General features: G+C 65.7%; 12 protein-coding genes. 8 read left to right on the plus strand and 4 right to left on the minus strand.

Features of this window, described 5'->3' with window-relative positions; all coding sequences use genetic code 11:
- Positions 1-38: 38 nt before the first annotated feature.
- Complete coding sequence (locus A3E1_RS0112795) at positions 39-1,793, minus strand: proprotein convertase P-domain-containing protein (protein WP_211215920.1); 1,755 nt, start codon at positions 1,791-1,793, stop codon at positions 39-41.
- Positions 1,794-1,884: 91 nt separating this feature from the next.
- Here A3E1_RS0112795 and A3E1_RS0112800 point away from each other — a divergent pair, with 91 nt between their 5' ends.
- Positions 1,885-2,808 carry a COX15/CtaA family protein gene (locus A3E1_RS0112800; protein WP_157631485.1) on the plus strand — a complete coding sequence of 308 codons (924 nt, stop codon included), beginning with the start codon at positions 1,885-1,887 and terminating at the stop codon, positions 2,806-2,808.
- 67 nt (positions 2,809-2,875) lie between these two features.
- The gene (locus A3E1_RS0112805) at positions 2,876-3,604 is read left to right on the plus strand and encodes a hypothetical protein (protein WP_020521168.1); all 729 of its coding nucleotides are present in this window, start codon (positions 2,876-2,878) and stop codon (positions 3,602-3,604) included.
- A gap of 4 nt (positions 3,605-3,608) precedes the next feature.
- Here the strand turns inward: A3E1_RS0112805 and A3E1_RS0112810 are convergent, their stop codons facing one another.
- The 3 genes from A3E1_RS0112810 to A3E1_RS0112820 form a co-directional block, all read right to left on the minus strand.
- The gene (locus tag A3E1_RS0112810) at positions 3,609-4,475 is read right to left on the minus strand and encodes an ATP-grasp domain-containing protein (RefSeq protein WP_020521169.1); all 867 of its coding nucleotides are present in this window, start codon (positions 4,473-4,475) and stop codon (positions 3,609-3,611) included.
- An 82-nt stretch (positions 4,476-4,557) separates the two neighbouring features.
- Positions 4,558-4,878: a hypothetical protein gene (locus A3E1_RS0112815; protein WP_026208368.1), complete on the minus strand. Its 321-nt coding sequence runs from the start codon at positions 4,876-4,878 to the stop codon at positions 4,558-4,560.
- Positions 4,879-5,046: 168 nt separating this feature from the next.
- Positions 5,047-5,949: a heme o synthase gene (locus A3E1_RS0112820; RefSeq protein WP_051105014.1), complete on the minus strand. Its 903-nt coding sequence runs from the start codon at positions 5,947-5,949 to the stop codon at positions 5,047-5,049.
- A gap of 309 nt (positions 5,950-6,258) precedes the next feature.
- Between A3E1_RS0112820 and tkt the strand changes: the two genes are divergently transcribed.
- The 6 genes from tkt (at position 6,259) to pgl (ending at position 14,535) form a co-directional block, all read left to right on the plus strand.
- The gene (tkt, locus tag A3E1_RS0112825) at positions 6,259-8,355 is read left to right on the plus strand and encodes a transketolase (protein ID WP_020521172.1); all 2,097 of its coding nucleotides are present in this window, start codon (positions 6,259-6,261) and stop codon (positions 8,353-8,355) included.
- A gap of 94 nt (positions 8,356-8,449) precedes the next feature.
- A complete protein-coding gene (gene tal / locus A3E1_RS0112830) occupies positions 8,450-9,562 on the plus strand; it encodes a transaldolase (RefSeq protein ID WP_020521173.1) in 1,113 nt (370 codons plus the stop codon).
- Positions 9,555-11,120 carry a hypothetical protein gene (locus A3E1_RS0112835; RefSeq protein WP_020521174.1) on the plus strand — a complete coding sequence of 522 codons (1,566 nt, stop codon included), beginning with the start codon at positions 9,555-9,557 and terminating at the stop codon, positions 11,118-11,120. Before tal ends, A3E1_RS0112835 begins: the two co-directional genes overlap by 8 nt.
- 154 nt (positions 11,121-11,274) lie before the next feature.
- Positions 11,275-12,792, plus strand: a complete 1,518-nt coding sequence (gene zwf, locus A3E1_RS0112840; RefSeq protein ID WP_169454399.1) for a glucose-6-phosphate dehydrogenase — start codon at positions 11,275-11,277, stop codon at positions 12,790-12,792.
- Between the two features lies 1 nt (position 12,793).
- Entirely contained in the window at positions 12,794-13,771 is a 978-nt protein-coding gene (locus A3E1_RS0112845; protein ID WP_020521176.1) for a glucose-6-phosphate dehydrogenase assembly protein OpcA, read from the plus strand.
- On the plus strand, positions 13,768-14,535 hold the full coding sequence (gene pgl / locus A3E1_RS0112850) for a 6-phosphogluconolactonase (RefSeq protein ID WP_020521177.1): 768 nt from the start codon (positions 13,768-13,770) through the stop codon (positions 14,533-14,535). Before A3E1_RS0112845 ends, pgl begins: the two co-directional genes overlap by 4 nt.
- Positions 14,536-14,607: the final 72 nt, after the last annotated feature.

Below are 14,607 nucleotides of genomic sequence, written 5' to 3' on the forward strand. Positions count from 1 at the left end.
GGCTCCGGGGTGCAGCCGGAGCCCACGGTCCCCCTGGGTTAGAGCGTGATGGACCAGGAGTTGACGGAGCCGAAGTTCCAGGACCGGACGTCGGTCACGCGCAACTTCCAGGTGCCGCTAGCGGGCGAGGCCACACCCGTAGCGGAGTAGGTGCCTCCGCTGTAGCTGGCGCACTGCGTACCCCCTGATGGTTTGAGGTTGTAAAGGGATCCGTTGGGAGCGACCAGGTCGATGCGCAGTTCCGCGGCGCACCAGTGTGAGGCGGTCACCGTGACGGAGACGGTGCTCGCGGCGGAGCCGGTAGCGGTGGACGTGATGGGGCTGTCGACCGTGCCCGGGTCGGGGATGAAGACGAATTGGGTCGAGGTGAAGGTGCGGCCGCCGGGGGTGCCGGGCTGGGTGGTCGCGGTCACCGCATTGCTTGCGGCAGAGGTGTTTCCGGCCGCGTCACGAGCTTTGACCGTGAAGGTGTACGACGTGGAAGGGCTCAAGCCGGTGACAGTGGCCGAGGTGCCGGCGACCGAGGTCGCTAAGGCGGAACCGTTGTAGACGTCGTAGCCCGTCACACCAACGTTGTCGGTTGAAGCGGTCCAGGAAAGGCTGACGCTTGATGAAGTTGTGCCAGTGGAGGACGCGTTGGACGGAGCGGTCGGCGGCTGGGTGTCGCCGGTAGGCGGATCGACGACGAGGGTGAGGTTCCACTTGGCCAGTGCTTCGTTGACGGGCTGGAACCACGATTCCTGCTGGCCGCAGGTGTCGTTGTAGCCACCCTCATGCAGGCCAACGGCTTTACGCTCACTAGCGTTGACCCAAGCGCCGCCCGAGTCGCCGCCCTGGCCGCAGGTGCTGGCGTAGGTGAGGCCGCCGACGCTGAAACTGCCGTAGTTCACCGTCTGGTTGACCTTCGTGACGCTGCCGCACTTCCACTTGCTCGTGCCGCCGGAGTGGCAGACTGACTCGCCGACGATCGCTTCCTTGGAGCCAGTGATGCGAATGTCTTGTCCCACACCGTTTCCGGTCACGATCGGGCTCAACACCCAAGCGGATTCGGTGACGTCGACGAGGCCGAAGTCGCCTTCGAGCGCGTTGACGGTCTTGCTGCCGCCCACATTGGACGTTCCGATCCGGGTGCCATCCTTGCCATAGGCGGCCTGGTTGGCGTCGTTGGTGCAGTGTCCTGCCGTGAGGAAGTGCCGCTGTGAGGTCGCGCTGCTGGTCACGGAGAAGCCGACCGAGCAGTTCGGCTCCGAGCCCGGCTTCCAGTAGTCGCCGCCGCGAACGTCACCGCCATGCTGAACCGGTGTGTTCCTGCTGGTGTGGACCACGATGGCGTCGTGGCGGAGCGTGAACGCTGCCGGGTCGCTCGTGATCACGACAACGCGGTCGCTGGCGATGTCTGGGCCCCAAGCTTTTACGCTCGCTGGCGGGTTGCTCGCACTGATGGCGGCGCTGATGGCGTCAAGCTTGGCCAGGCCGTGCTTGACCGTCTTTGCCTGGGCGCCGGCGCTTTGGATAGCGCCTAGGTGGGTGGAGTCCGTCACGGCGACTTGGAGCTTGCCGGTAGCCGCGTCGATCCACGTCTGCCCCGGCTGGATGCCCGCCCGGGTGAGGGTTTGGAGAGCTTGGTTGGCCCTCGCCTCTTGGGCAAGCCGTGTTCTGGCTTGCGCGGTCGTGAGGCCCATGTCACGGCGCATCGCCTCGAGCAGGACGTCATCTTCGGCCGCCGCTGCTGCCGGGACGCTCAATGTCGCAGCCGCGATAACGGCTGTGAACAAGATATGTAGAGGTTTCACGGCGCGGAGCGTAGGCAGGATTCGGCATACGTCGATACGGGGGAAACCCTTGCCAGGAAGGGCTAAGTGAGCGGGGGTTATGCTCGGCTGCGTGCTGCGCTCACTGACTCTCGCTAACCTCATCGCGAACGTTGGCATCGTTGTCACAGGCGGCGCGGTGCGGCTGACCGGATCTGGCATGGGCTGCCCGACCTGGCCCAAGTGCACGTCGGACTCCTACGCCGCGACCCAGGCACTCGGCGTCAACGGGGCGATCGAGTTTGGCAACCGGGTTCTGTCGATCATCGTGGGCATGATCGCCGTCGCGACGGTGCTGGCCCTGTGGAAGCACCCGTCACGCGCGCTCGCCCGGTGGGTCCTGGCCGGAGTGTTGTTCCAGGGATTCCTCGGTGGACTGACCGTTCGCTTCCACCTCAGCCCCTATTTCGTCGGGCCGCACTTCCTGTTTTCGATCGTGCTGATCGCTCTGTCTTACTTCCTCTGGCGCCGGGTGTCCGCTGCAGCTTCCGGTCGCCCGGCCGCAGGCGCTGATTTCGCCGCTGCGGCCACGGAGCCCCGGCTTCGGCCGCTGGCCTGGGCGGTGACCGTCATTAGCGCTGTGGTGCTGGTGATCGGGGTCATCGTGACGGGCAGTGGACCGCACTCGGGTGACGCTGACGCGGTGCGCACGGGCCTTGACCCAGAGCTGATCTCGCAGCTGCATGTGGACGCGGTCTTCCTGTTCCTAGGGCTGTCCGTCGCGCTGTGGTTCGCCGCCCGGGCGCTGTCCTCACGTGAAGTGGCGCGGGCCGCGACTATCCTATTAGGAGTGTCGCTGAGTCAGGGCGCGATCGGGTTCGTTCAGTACTTCACGAATCTGCCGATCGTTCTCGTCGGCTTGCACATCTTCGGCGCGTGCCTCGTTTGGATAGCCACTTTGGCGGTCCTGCAAGCTACAGGGACAGGTCAAGATGGCCGATCGGGTGGTCTAGACCGCCAGGTGCGGGAGGATGCACCGGAGTTGGTCACTATCTGATAACCACCAGATTCCGATCTGGCACCCATCCCGCAGAGTAACCGTATGCCCCAGCGATGATGGGCAAGTGCCTTCCCCACTGCGCCGCGCCCCCCTCGCGCGCCCGGTTGACGCCCTTCCCGGCGCGGTGGCTCATGCCTTCACCCCTGCAGGACAACTGGACTACTGGTCTGCTGTCCGGCATGCCGAGGCAGCGGCCCCGCTGGTGGAAGAGCTTGCTGGACTCGTGCGCACAGGACAGGCGGCAGCCGCGGTGGCACCCCTGGCTACCGCGATCGGCCTCCTACTGACCACATTGGACAGTGCCGACGACTCCTCCGGGGCACTGGATCACCTCCTGGGACGGCTCCTGGCCGCCCATGCCGAGGCATGCCGCTCAGCGCCTTTGCCTGGCCTAGCTGACTGGCTGCTGGAGGTTCAGTTCACCGATGGCCGTTGGTGTCCCGTGGACATCACCGAATATGGGCCAGCCTTGTCTTCCCACGAACTCGAGCATTACCGCGCCGGGGTTCGCAAAAGGTGGGCCGCGGACCCCGGCGACCTAAGCGCACGCGACGCCCTGGAACGCCTGGCGTCGTGGGAACGTGACGTCACGACCCTCGTCGAGGTGATCGGTGGCGACCTGCGGCACGCCGCCCAGTACGGGCGGTTGGCGCGTGCTCTAGCCGAGATCGGCGAACCGCTCGCCGCCCGCGAGTGGGCCTCCCGTGGCCTTGCCGCGCACCCCGACGATCCGCCAGGGGCGGGGTTGCGCGCGTTTCTGTCCCGGCCCGCCGTGGTGGGCTCGCAGCACTGACGCGTTAGCGGGCTGGGAGGTGGCGCTGCAGGGCGGTCGCGAAGCGGGTGGCGGCGCCTTCGGCGTAGCCGAAGAACAGCGACGGTTCGGTCAGCTCTAGCTCGAGCAGCAGCGGGTTGCCGTCGCGGCCGGGGATGAGGTCGACGCGGGCGTAAAGCAGGTCCGAGGGCAGAGTGCGCACGACAGCGTCACCGATCGCGAGTTCCGCCGCCGTAGCTTCCCTCGGCGAGATGCTCTCCTGCTTGTAGAGGCCGTCGGCACCGGTGTCTGGGCCGTCGAGCAGCGGCCCTTTGCGGATCGCGTGACTGAACTCGCCGCCGAAGTAAAGCAGGGCCGTCTCACCGTAACTGTCCACAGCGGACAGATAGGGCTGGACCATGACCACTCGCCCGTGGCGCTGCAGCCGTGCCATGTGGGCGGACGCTTCGCCCGAAGTGGAGGGACCGTAGCGTCCAGTGTCACGGCTGCCCGCACTGACCGTTGGCTTGATGACGTATTCACCGTCGCCCGCAGGCGGCAGCCACACATCGTTAGGTGACACGAAAGTCGTTGGGGTGACGGGAATTCCGGCCGCTGCCAGCTCGGCCAGGTAGCGCTTGTCAGTGTTCCACGACACGACACTGGCGGGGTTCACCAAACGAGGCACCGAAGCAGCCCAGGCCGTGAACTCGGCGTGCCGCTCGGTGTAGTCCCAAGGTGACCGCAGCACGGTCAGATCGAACGCCTCCCAGTCGGCCGACGGCGAGTCCCACGCCACCGCCTCGACTTTGATTCCAGCTGACGACAGTGCCTGAACCGCGAGCTGATCGTCAGGATCGAGCTCCAGCAGCTCAGAGCACGTTACAAAGGCGACGGTGTAAGGGGCAGCCACGCCAGCAAGGCTATCAGCCAAAAAGATCGGCCCGGGCGTGAGCCCGGGCCGGAAACGGTCAAAGGGGTGGTGCCAGAAAACGTCAGCGGGACAGCGTGCGCTTCGACATCGAGCGCCACAGGTCGTTGGTCGGGCGCATCAACTCGATCAGCTCCCGCTCCCACTCGTTGTCGACGGTAACGCCAGCTTTCTCACAGGCCTGCCGAGCCGCCGACGTGCTTTCGGCGAACTGGTCGCCCCACTCGCCGTCATTTCCCACCAGGACAATGCGAGCGCCGCGGCGGCCAACATATTCGATGACTGCCTTTGCGCCGCCGTGAGCGCCTGCGAACTCCTTCAGGCCAGAAATGAGACTGGCTATCGGTTGTTCAAGCGTCACCGTCGTATCGGAACCATCTGCCATGCGGACCACACTAGCCATAACTAAGCGCCGCCATCGGACTGATGAACGCGAAATGTGATGCCAGTTACGGCTTGCCGCACACCTTTGTCCAGTTATATCGGCATTTATGTGGGCCGATCTTCACGCCAAATTTGAAGAGGCTGGCGAATCGGGCGCGTCCGGACGTATTCAGATAAAGACGTCTACCGCGGCGGCGACGAACACGATCGTCAAGTAGGCCGTGGACCAGTGGAAGAGCCGCATGGGCTTCACATCCTCACCCTTGGTGACGCGGCTATATAGCCCATGCGCCTCAAGGATGAAAAAACCGCCACAGATCATTGCTGGTACGCCGTAAATCGTCGACATTCCCATCGGCCACGCCGCGAGCGACACCAGGACGGTCAGCCACGCGTAGATGACCGCGTCGCGAGCGACGTGCCGTGGTGTCGCCACCACCGGCAGCATCGGGATGCCCGCCTTGGCGTAATCGTCACGGAACCGGATGGCCAGCGCGTAAAAGTGCGGCATCTGCCAGAAGAACACGATCCCGAAGAGCACCCACGCCAGCGGCGACAGCGACCCGGTCACGGCGGCCCAGCCGATGAGCACCGGCATCGCCCCGCAGATGCCACCCCAGAACGTGTTGTGCTTGGTGGTGCGCTTGAGCCACGCCGTGTAGATGACGTCGTAGTAGAAGATGGCGCCCGCCGTGAGAGCGGTAGCCAGAGGGTTCGTGAACGCCGCCATCAAGCTCACGGAGATGACCGCCAGCGTGAGCCCGAAGATCAGCGCGTTGCGTGGGGCGATCACGTGCGTGGCTAGCGGACGCTGTTTGGTCCGGCCCATGAGCGGGTCGATGTCGCGGTCGAGGTAGCAGTTGATCGCGCTTGACCCACCCGCGGCAAGCGATCCGCCGACGAGCACGACCAGCATCAGCCACCACTGCGGAAGCCCTTTGGCGGCAAGCATCATCGCCGGCAGCGTGGTCACCAGCAGCAGCTCGACGATCCGCGGCTTAGTCAGCGAGACATAGGCGCGTGTGCGGGAGAGTCGTTTGGCGGCGGTGACAGGCTGGGCTTCGGTGGCGATGGCCGTGCTCACGCCGCAAAGGGTACGGCCCGGGGGTTCCGCCTTGGCGCTCGGGGTGGTAATAGGCGAAACACACCACGGCACGCCATCGCGGGAAGGTAAATCGGCGCTGCGCGCTGCCCATCGTGCGGCCTCGAAACGCACCTCGTGCTCGCCTTTCGCGCGGCCTTGAAACGCCCTACGGGCTCGCCTTTCGTGCGGCATCGAAGCACGCTGCGCGCTGCCCATCGTGCGGCCTTGAAACGCCCTACGGGCGTCAAGGCCGGGTTCAAGCATGGAGCGTGCGCGCAGTGGGTAGGGTCAACTAGCGTGGAGCAACTCAACTGGTCCGATCTCGACCGCCGCGCTGTTGACACCGTACGCGTTCTGGCAATGGATGCCGTAGAGAACGCCGGTAATGGCCATCCAGGCACCGCTATGAGCCTGGCCCCCGCCGCCTACCTGCTTTTCCAGCGGGTCATGCGGCACAACCCGGTAGACCCCGACTGGCCGGGACGTGACCGGTTCGTGCTCTCATGTGGGCACTCCAGCCTCACCCTATATATTCAGCTTTACCTATCAGGTTATGGGCTTCAGCTCGGTGACCTCAAGGCGTTGCGCCAGTGGGGATCGCTCACTCCCGGGCACCCCGAGCACGGGCACACCAAGGGCGTGGAAACCACGACCGGCCCGCTCGGGCAGGGCCTGGGCAACGCGGTCGGCATGGCGATGGCGACCCGTCGCGAGCGCGGGCTGTTCGACCCCGACGCCGCACCTGGGACCAGTTTGTTCGACCACGACATCTACGTCTTCGTCTCCGATGGCGACATCGAAGAGGGTGTGACGCACGAGGTTTCGTCGATCGCCGGACACCAGAAGCTCGGCAACCTCATCGTGATCTACGACGACAACGAGATCTCGATTGAGGACGACACGAAGATCGCCAAGTCCGAGGACGTGCTCAAGCGCTACGAGGCTTATGGCTGGCACACCGAGCGCGTGGACTGGGTCGGCGCCGACGGTTATCACGAGGACGTTGACGCCCTGTGGGCGGCGATCCAGCGGGCCAAGGCCGACCGTGACCGCCCGAGCTTCATCTCCCTGCGCACCATCATCGGCTGGCCCGCGCCCAACAAGCAGAACACCGGGAAGATTCACGGTTCAGCGCTGGGCAAAGAGGAAGTGGCCGCGACCAAGAAGGTCCTCGGGTTCAACCCCGACGCCAGTTTCGAAGTCGCCGCCGAAGTCCTGGAGCACTCTCGTGAGGTGAGCGCTCGGGGCCGCGAGATGCAAAAGGAGTGGGAAGCCAAGTTCGAGAAGTGGGCCAGTGAAAGCCCAGACCGGGCTGAGCTGTTCAGGCGCCTCTCCACGCGTACCCTCCCGAAGGATTGGGAAGAGCAACTGCCCACCTTCCCGGCGGACCCCAAGGGCATCGCCACGCGCGCTGCTTCCGGGCAGGTCTTGAACGCCCTCGCCCCGGTGCTGCCGGAGTTGTGGGGCGGCTCGGCCGACCTCGCCGAATCGAACAACACCACGATGAAGGGCGAACCGTCCTTTGTGCCCAGTGAGTTCGCCACGAAGGAGTTCCCCGGCTACGAATACGGCCGGACCCTCCACTTTGGCATCCGTGAGCACGGCATGGGCGCGATCCTCAACGGCATCGTCCTGCACGGTGGCACGCGGGCGTACGGCGGAACGTTCCTGGTGTTCAGCGACTACATGCGCCCGGCGGTTCGCCTGGCCGCGCTGATGAAGCTGCCGGTCATCTACGTCTGGACACACGACTCGATCGGTCTCGGCGAAGACGGCCCGACGCACCAGCCAGTCGAGCACCTGGCGACGTTGCGCGCGATCCCCGGCCTCGATGTGGTCCGCCCGGCTGACGCCAACGAAACCGCGCTCGCGTGGCGGATGGCGCTCAACCACAAGGACCGCCCGACCGCGCTTTGCCTTACGCGGCAAGCACTTCCGGTCATGGAGCCGTCGGCCATCAAGGACTTCGACAAGGGCGCCTACATCCTGGCCGAAGCGACGGACAGCAACCCTGAGGTCATCATCATCGCCACGGGTTCGGAAGTAAACGTCGCGCTGACCGCCCGGGAGCGGCTGGAAGCCGAGGGCCACCGCGTGCGGGTCGTGTCGATGCCGTGCCGCGAATGGTTCGACCGCGCTGACGAGAGCTACCGCCACAAGGTGCTGCCGCCGTCGGTGAAGGCACGCGTGAGCGTCGAGGCCGGTATCGCGATGCCGTGGCGTGACCTCGTTGGCCCGTACGGGCAGTGCGTTTCGCTGGAGCACTTCGGCGCCAGCGCGCCCTACCAGGTGCTGTTCGAGCAGTTCGGCTTCACGCCGGACAACGTCGTGGCGGCGGCCCGTGCCACGTTGTCCCGCACCTTTCAGATCAAGGGCGAAACGACCGGGAACTGAGGAGTTAAGTCATGAGCGAGTGCTTGCACGAGCGAATCGAAATTGCAGGGTGCTTAGTGCCTCAGGGCGAAGGCGACCGAAGGGAGACTTCGGCATGAGTGGCAATCTCAAGGCTTTGTCTGACGCGGGTGTGGCGGTCTGGCTCGACGACATCTCGCGCGAGCGGCTGACCGTTGGCGGTTCGCACACGGCACTCACTGAGCTGCGGGACAACTCGCACGTCGTCGGGGTCACGAGCAATCCGACGATTTTCCAGCAGGCGGTGTCCTCAAGCGACGACTACGACCAGCAGCTCACCGATCTGGCCGTCCGCAAGATTTCCGTCGAGGAAGCGCTGCGGATGATCACGACCTATGACGTGCGCTGGGCGTGCGACGTGATGCGGCCGGTGTTCGACGCGACCAACGGGCTCGATGGGCGCGTGTCCATTGAGGTCGATCCACGGCTCGCGCACGTGACGTCGCCGACGGTCGCTGAGGCCAAGCAACTGTGGTGGCTGGTCGACCGGCCCAACCTGTTCATCAAGATTCCGGCGACCCGGGCGGGCTTGCCCGCCATCACTGCGGTGCTCGCCCAGGGCATCAGTGTCAACGTGACGCTGATCTTCTCGCTCGATCGGTACAAGGACGTCATGGACGCCTGGCTGTCCGGGCTGGAGCAGGCTGATCAGAACGGGCACGACCTGAGCAAGATCGAGTCTGTGGCGTCGTTCTTCGTGTCGCGAGTGGACACTGAAATCGACAAGCGCCTCGACGCACTGGGCAAGCCCGAGCTGAAGGGCAAGGCGGCCGTCGCGAATGCTCAGCTGGCCTATGAAGAGTTCCAGAAGGTCATGCAGAGCGCCCGCTGGGTTTCGCTTAAAGCGAAGGGCGCCAACCCACAGCGGCCGCTGTGGGCGTCAACGGGCACGAAGAACCCCGACTACTCCCCCACCCTCTACGTGGACGAGCTGGTCGCGCCGGGGACGGTCAACACCATGCCGGAGAAGACGTTGCAGGCTGTCGCGGCCTCCAGCACCGTCATCAGCAAGGACGCGATCACCCCGAATCTGGCCGAGGCGCATGCAACGATGGAAGCGCTCAAGGCCGCCGGAGTGGACTATGACGACGTCGTCGAGGTCCTGGAACGCGAGGGAGTGGAGAAGTTCTCCACGAGCTGGCAGGAGCTCCTTGACGGCGTGAAGTCTGCATTGGAGAGTCATGGATGATCAGCTTTTCGCCGCCGGCGGTCTCACGGTCCGCGTAGCCGAACCGGTATCGCTGGACGAATTGGCCGAAGCGGCGCCACTACTGGCGGCGAAGGACCCCACGCTGTGGGGTTCGGAGGCCGAGCCCGAGGCGTCCAAGCGCCTCGGCTGGGTCGACACGTTCGTCCGCAGCCGTGACCTCATCGCTCAGCTAGCTGAGCTTCGCGATGAGCTGGCCGATCTCGACCACGTGGTGCTCGCGGGGATGGGCGGCTCGTCGCTCGCCCCCGAAGTCATCACGCGCACCCTCGGCGTACCGCTGACAGTGCTCGACACCACCGATCCCGGCCAGGTGCTCGCGGCGCTCAAGGACCGTCTGCTCACGACGGTGGTGGTCGTGGCGTCAAAGTCGGGCTCGACCGTCGAAACCGACAGCCACCGCCGCGTGTACTGGCAAGCGTTCCTCGACGCTGGGCTCACCGAGGCGGAAGCCGGGCGGCACTTCGTGGTCGTCACCGATCCAGGCTCACCGCTTGAGACGACCGCCCGGGAAATGGGCGCCTACGTCATTTTGGCCGACCCCGATGTCGGCGGGCGCTACTCGGCGCTCACCGCTTTTGGTCTCGTGCCGTCAGCTCTGGCCGGCGTCGACATCGCCGAATTGCTAGACCAGGCAGCCGAATTCGCGCCCTCCATCGGATCCGCGACGGACAATCCGTCGCTGCTTCTCGGCGCGGCGCTGGCCAAAACGAAGTTTGCCGCGCTCATTGACGACGGCACCGGCATCACCGGTCTCGGCGACTGGGCCGAGCAGCTCATCGCCGAGTCAACCGGCAAGGAGGGCAAGGGAATCCTGCCGATCGTCGTCGAGACGCCGACCTCGCCGGGAGCCACCGGCCCGGGGGTTTTGACCGTGACCACGGGCGGGTCGCTCTACGCCGGAGACGTGCCTGGAAGTGGTGTCGCGCCAGGGGTTTCGGTCAACGGGCCGCTCGGGGCACAGTTCCTGTGCTGGGAGGCGGCGACGGCGTTCGCTGGCAAAGCCTTGGGCATCAACCCGTTCGATCAGCCCAACGTCACCGAGTCCAAGGACAACACGGCGGCGATCCTCACCTCGGGCATCCCCGTGGAGCAACCGGAGTTCGTGGACGGTGCCATCACCGCCTACGGCGTCGGCGGCTCGCTCACGGCAGCCATCGATTTGCTGGCGTCAGACGCCGATTACGTCGCCGTCATGGCCTATCTCGACCGGTTCGCGGACGCTGCGATCGCCGACCTCCGCCCTCTGCTGGCCGCTCGCTTCGGCAAGCCGGTCACCTTCGGCTGGGGGCCGCGCTTCCTGCACTCCACCGGGCAATTCCACAAAGGGGGGCCACAGGTGGGCGCCTTCCTTCAGCTCACCGGTGCGATTACCGAAGATTTGCGGGTACCAGGTAAGCCCTACACCTTCGGTGAGTTGCAAGCCGCTCAGGCGGCCGGTGACCGCCAGGCCTTGCTGACGCGTCAGAGCCCGTTGCTGCACTTGCACTTGAGCGACCGCGCCGCCGGCATCGACGAGCTGCTCAAGGCGCTGTCATGAGCGAGGGGGCGCCAATCGCAGCAAGGCCGGCCAATTGGTGGCGAAGCCTGAGCGCGAAGCACGTTTCCGGCTTTCCCGAGCGAATCGGGATCGCAGGGTGCTTAGTCCCTCGCGGCGAATGCGACCGAAGGGAGTGTTCGGCGTGAGTGACCGGTTGTCGAATCCGTTGCGGGATCCGCAGGACCGGCGGCTGCCGCGGGTCCCGGATCCTTGTGCCCTGGTCATTTTCGGTGTCACTGGTGACTTGGCGCGCAAGAAGCTGCTTCCCGCGGTTTACGACCTCGCCAACCGGGGGCTGTTGCCGCCCGGTTTTGTCGTGCTCGGGTTCGCCCGGCGCGATTGGGGTGACGGCGATTTCGAGCAACTGGCCCGCAAGGCGGCTCAGGAACACGCGCGCACCCCGTGGCGCGAAGAGGTGTGGGCCCGGTTGTCGGGCAACATTCGTTTCGTGGGCGGCTCGTTTGATGACGATGCCGCCTTCGATCACCTCGCGTCCACTTTGGACGAGCTGCGCGAAACGCATGGCATCCCCGGCAATGCGGCGTTCTACCTATCGATTCCGCCTTCGGCCTTCCCCATCGTGCTCAAGCAACTTGAGCGCACCGGCATGGCCAGCAACGCGAAGTCGGGCGGCTGGCGCCGTGTCGTGGTGGAGAAGCCGTTCGGCGAAGACATCACTACCGCCAAGGCACTCAACGATCTCGTCGACGACGTTGTCAGCGCCGAAGACGTGTTCCGCATCGACCACTACCTTGGCAAGGAGACAGTGCAGAACATCCTGGCGCTGCGTTTCGCCAACGCGCTCTGGGAACCGTTGTGGAACACCAAGTATGTCGATTCCGTGCAGATCACGATGGCCGAAGACGTCGGCATTGGATCGCGAGCCGGGTTCTATGACAACACCGGTGCCGCCCGTGACGTGCTGCAAAACCATCTGCTGCAGCTGATGGCGCTCATCGCGATGGAAGAACCGACGACGTTTGAGGCCGACGAGATCCGCAACGAGAAGCTGAAAGTGTTGCGGGCCATCACGATCCCTGCCGATATCGCGGCCGACACCGTGCGCGGTCAATACACGAGCGGCTGGGTGGCCGGGCAGCGCGTGCCGGGATACAAGGAAGAACCTGACGTCCCAGCGGAGTCCACCACGGAAACCTATGTCGCTGTGCGGCTGGGGATCCAAAATAGACGGTGGGCCGGAGTGCCGTTCTACATCAGGGCCGGCAAGCGCCTGCCCCGCCGGGTCACCGAAGTCGCCGTGCTCTTCAAGAAGGCGCCACACTTGCCGTTTCGCACCGACGACGCTGAACTGCTCGGGCACAACCAGCTCGTCATCCGGGTGCAGCCCGATGAAGGCATCATGCTCAAGTTCGGGTCGAAGGTGCCGGGCACAGCGATGGAGCTGCGCGACATCACGATGGACTTCGCCTATGGCGAGGCGTTCACCGAGTCCAGCCCGGAAGCCTACGAGCGGCTCATCCTCGACGTGCTGATCGGCGACCGGACGTTGTTCCCCGACGCCGCCGAAGTCGAAGAAGGCTGGCGCGTGGTCGACCCGCTGGAAGCCGCGTGGAACGCGACGACGCCGTTCAACTACCGCGCTGGCGAATGGGGGCCACGAGCCGCCGACGAGATGCTCGCCCGCTACGGCCACACCTGGCGAAGGGCCTAACATGCTGGCACTTTGGGACACCACTGGCACCGAAGTGGTCAAGAAACTCGCCGCGGAGCGGCGTAACGCGGGCGGCGTCGCGAGTGGACTCGCGCTCACCCTCGTCGTCATCGTGGACGAAGCTCGCGTACGCCAAGTGGAAGACGCCGCGACGATCGCCGCCTCGGCTCATCCCTACCGGCTGCTCGTCGTCTCACGCGGCCCCGTGCCTGGACCGGACGCGGCGACCGCCAACGCGAAGGACCGCCTCGACGCGGAAATCATCGTGGGCGGGCGCCTCGGTCCCACCGAAGCGGTCATCATGCGCATGCACGGCCGTCTCGCTCTGCACGCGGAATCGGTCATCATGCCGCTTCTGGCGCCCGATGTCCCCGTGGTCACGTGGTGGCACGGCCCTCCCCCGGAAAAGCTGGGCTATGACCCACTGGGCGTGGTCGCCGAGCGCCGGGTCACCGACATCGCCCAGTGCTTCGATCCCGCGACCTCGCTCCTGCAGCGGGCCGCGGATTACGCACCAGGCGACACCGACCTGTCGTGGACCAGGCTGACCGGCTGGCGCTCACTGATCGCCGGTGCCTTCGACACCGGTGGCGCGACGGCGATGCGGGCCAACGTCACGGGTTCCTTGCAGGACCCGGCGACCATCCTGTTGCGCGGCTGGCTCACCGACCGGCTCGGCATCGACGTCACGTTGACCGAAGCCAAAGCACTGTCCGGAGTGGACTTCCAGCTCGACGACGGCGGTGTGCTCAGCCTGACCAGCCGGCACGACGGGACGGCGGTGCTACACCGCAGTGGCGTCAACGACCGGATCCTGCCGCTCGTCAAGCGGCGCCTCGGGGAGGAACTCGCCGAAGAGCTGCGCCGCCTGGATCCAGATCAGCCTTACAGCTCCGCGTTGGGAGCGGCCACGGGCGTCGAGGGGCTTGAAGAGCGTTCCCCCTCGCGTACCCACATCTGGGTGGACCCGGCGAAATGACCACTGACGTTGTCGTTCACGCCGACCCTCACCTGCTCGCCCAGGCCGCCGCGGCGCGGCTGATCGTCAAGATGATCGACGCGCAGGCCTCCCGGGGGCTGGTCAGCATCGTGCTGACCGGCGGCCGGGTGGCCAAGGCGATCTATGAAGCCGTCGCGACGAACCCGGCCCGCGACGCGGTCGACTGGTCGCGCGTCGAGCTGTGGTGGGGAGATGAGCGGTTCCTGCCCAGCGGCGATCCCGAGCGCAACGAAACCCAAGCGCGCCAAGCACTTCTGGACAAGGTCCCGCTGAACCCGGACCGGGTGCACCCGATGCCCCCGAGTGATGGGCCAGACGGTGCCGATCCGGAACTGGCCGCCGCGCGTTACGCCAGTGTGCTGGCCCGTGCCGCGGCTCCCACCTCAGCCGAGCTGCCGTACTTCGACGTGGTTCTGCTGGGCGTGGGCGAAGACGGTCACGTGGCCTCGCTGTTCCCGGAGCATCCGGCGGCATACGAGTCCCGCCCGGTTAGTGCCGTGCGGGGCAGCCCGAAGCCGCCTCCCGTGCGGACGACGCTGACGCGGACCGCGCTCAACACGGCCGAAGAACTCTGGCTGATCGCCGCAGGACCGGACAAGGCGAAAGCGGTCGGCATGGCATTGGCTGGCGCGGGGCCTGTGCAAGTGCCCGCTGCTGGTGTGAGCGGCGTCACGAAAACGGTGTGGCTGCTCGACCGGGCCGCCGCGACTGAGGTTCCGCTCAAGTCCCGCGCTCTGCGCTAAAGCACTAGCTACGCCTGAAAGACACGCAGAAGGCCGCGCTCAGTGAGCGCGGCCTTCTGAACGTATCGAAGC

The organism is Catelliglobosispora koreensis DSM 44566 (assembly GCF_000379685.1).
GTDB classification, from domain to species: domain Bacteria; phylum Actinomycetota; class Actinomycetes; order Mycobacteriales; family Micromonosporaceae; genus Catelliglobosispora; species Catelliglobosispora koreensis.